Annotated in this window: 2 protein-coding genes; one reads left to right on the top strand and one right to left on the bottom strand. The window is 44.7% G+C overall.

The window, feature by feature from the left end; genetic code table 11:
* Window positions 1-244: 244 nt before the first annotated feature.
* Complete coding sequence (locus tag NSMM_RS14685) at window positions 245-622, bottom strand: hypothetical protein (protein ID WP_090288650.1); 378 nt, start codon at window positions 620-622, stop codon at window positions 245-247.
* A gap of 917 nt (window positions 623-1,539) precedes the next feature.
* Here NSMM_RS14685 and NSMM_RS14680 point away from each other — a divergent pair.
* The coding region (locus NSMM_RS14680) for an IS1595 family transposase (protein ID WP_143001967.1) at window positions 1,540-2,456 on the top strand (917 nt) is incomplete at its 3' end.

The raw sequence follows: 2,456 nt of genomic DNA, 5'->3' as shown, positions 1-2,456 counted from the left end.
AAAAATCTCACACAGAAGTAGAAACAAAAAAAGAAACCGAAAACCGGGGCAGCGCCGTTCCGCTGCATGAAGAAGGTTACCCTCTTAAACTCGATATATTATTGTCTTGACGGAGGGGTCCACTATAAGGAGAACACTTGATTGGCCTGTGAAGGATTAGGAATAGTAGGAGCTAAAGAAATAAAAAGGGCAATGCGTATTTCTACGCGTTGCCCTTTTTAGTCAAACCAGTTATTTTCGATATTTATGAATCGTCTCTACCACTCGTTTTACTTGTGGTTGAAACTGATTTCATCTCTGATTGCTCCGCTGCCATCGCGTGGTGATGAGCAGCTTGCTTCAAATATTCTTCCGCTGCTTTTTCGTACTTACGAATCTTGTAAACCACGTGCGATTTAATGTTCTTGCCATTTATACCGAAGTAGCTGGTACGTGGTTTGTTTTTGAAGATTTCTTGTTGCTCGGTAATCTTGGCGTTCATTTCTGCCGCCATGGACTCAAATTTATTAGCCAGGACCTCATGATTTACATCATCAGATGCAAAAGAATTCATCGATGCACCGAAGATCAATAACACAAATAACGAAAAAATTAAAAAATATTTTTTGGTCGTTGCTATCATGATGGTTTCTCCTATAATTTTAGCTTGTAACCATTCTATGTCCGTCAACCTAATAAGTATATTGGGGTAACTACTATTCTCATCTAAGGGTAACCATTAAATACTACTCGGAGGGTTCTATGCCAAAACGGGCGTTTTAATTTGTATTTAATGTGAGCTGAAGCGGATAAATACAAGCCCGGCTGTTTTTAAACGCGAGCCGTTACACCTAGAGATGCCTGTGCCCGTTAAAAACGGTTCTGTCGCAAATATTCGTAAAGTGCAAGCCACACACTTATCTACGGGCACAGTTATTCTGCTAAAGCCATAAACTGCTTATAAGCGAGTATATATATTCTATCGGACAGTTGTCCCTTTCGGATCATATGCGCGGTTTCAATGCCATCGATATGTATCTCCCGATGTATACGGCGTTCTGTCTGTTAACCATTAGTGAGCCTGGGTTTCACCAAGTTTTTCGGGAGTTATAACCCCCGAAATATGACAAGAATATGTAAGAAATGATGGTGTCGGCTACTTACCGGATACGCCGCGTACCAGTGGATACAAACCAGAATTACCTCAATCGGAAATCGCATCCTTTTTACAATAAACATTGTGGCGTCACCATCTCTTTAATGATCAACACGCTACACGAATGTATCGATGATCTCGCTTAATGTGACAGAACTTGTTCAACCTCTCGCAATCGATCTGACAAAATACTGCGTTGGTGTCGTGTCAGTTGCGTAAGCACAGAAGTCAAAGACTGAAAATTTTCGTTCTTCATGGCGCCTCCTATCTCATTGATTGCTATACTGTTGCTATACGCCAACAATTAACGCTAACATAGCCTTGATTAAGGCTATGTCTGCATTAAACGTTGGAACTACCTTTTTGTCGAATAGGCTGGAACATTAAGACTGGAGGGTATAGTCATGAAAGCCACTGATTTTCGGGAGTGGTTGGAAAAGATATCGCAACTTAATCGTCGTCAAAAAGAACAGGCCAAAGATTATCTGAGCGAGGCGAAGCCACAAGCTGTGGTTGTGAAATATCTTGAGGATTTTTTTGAGCCGAGTTGTCCGGTCTGCCAGGCGGATCGCCCTTATCGTTGGGGGCACCAGGCGGGGTTGCAACGTTTTCGCTGTTGCTTATGCAAGCACACATTCACGGCTATTTCGGGAACTCCTTTGGCCCGTCTGCGGCATAAGGAGCAGTGGTTGAATTACAGTGCAGCGTTGATTGAAGGTTTGACCGTGCGAGCTAGCGGCAGGCAATGCGGAATAGACAAAAACACCAGTTTTCGCTGGCGCCATCGGTTCCTGACTTTGCCGGCGGCTACTAAAGCCAACCACTTGCAAGGAATCATTGAGGCGGATGAGACCTTTTTTCCCTCTTCCTGCAAAGGTCAACGCCACCTGAATCGTCCACCGCGTAAACGCGGCAAGCAAATCCATGTACGTGGAACAGGCAAAGACCAGGTGCCGGTGTTGGTAGTACGCGACCGCTCTGGTGCAACAGCAGATTTCATGTTGAATGCGCTTGATAAAAAGACAATTGAGCCGCCTTTGCGGGCTATCCTGGCAAAAGATGCCATTTTCTGTAGTGATGGCGCTGCCGTCTACCGGTCTGTGGCTCATAGCCTCGGAATTACCCATCGCCCCGTCAATCTCTCTGCTGGAATTCGAGTCATTGCTGGTGTTTACCATATCCAGAATGTTAATGCCTACGACAGCAGACTTAAACAGTGGATGAAAAGATTTCATGGGGTCGCAACCAAATACCTGGAAAATTACCTGGGCTGGCGTAGATGGCTGGAACGTTGGGGTGGGCACAACTCGCCAATCATTGG

It is taken from the genome of Nitrosomonas mobilis (assembly GCF_900103035.1).
Lineage (GTDB): Bacteria > Pseudomonadota > Gammaproteobacteria > Burkholderiales > Nitrosomonadaceae > Nitrosomonas > Nitrosomonas mobilis.
Note: the sequence above shows the minus strand (reverse complement) of the source record. Positions and strands in the feature narration are given on the sequence as shown.

Coding starts and splice junctions, on each gene's coding strand:
- NSMM_RS14685 (WP_090288650.1), bottom strand. CDS start 622: ATGATAGCAACGACCAAAAAATATTTTTTAATTTTTTCGTTATTTGTG.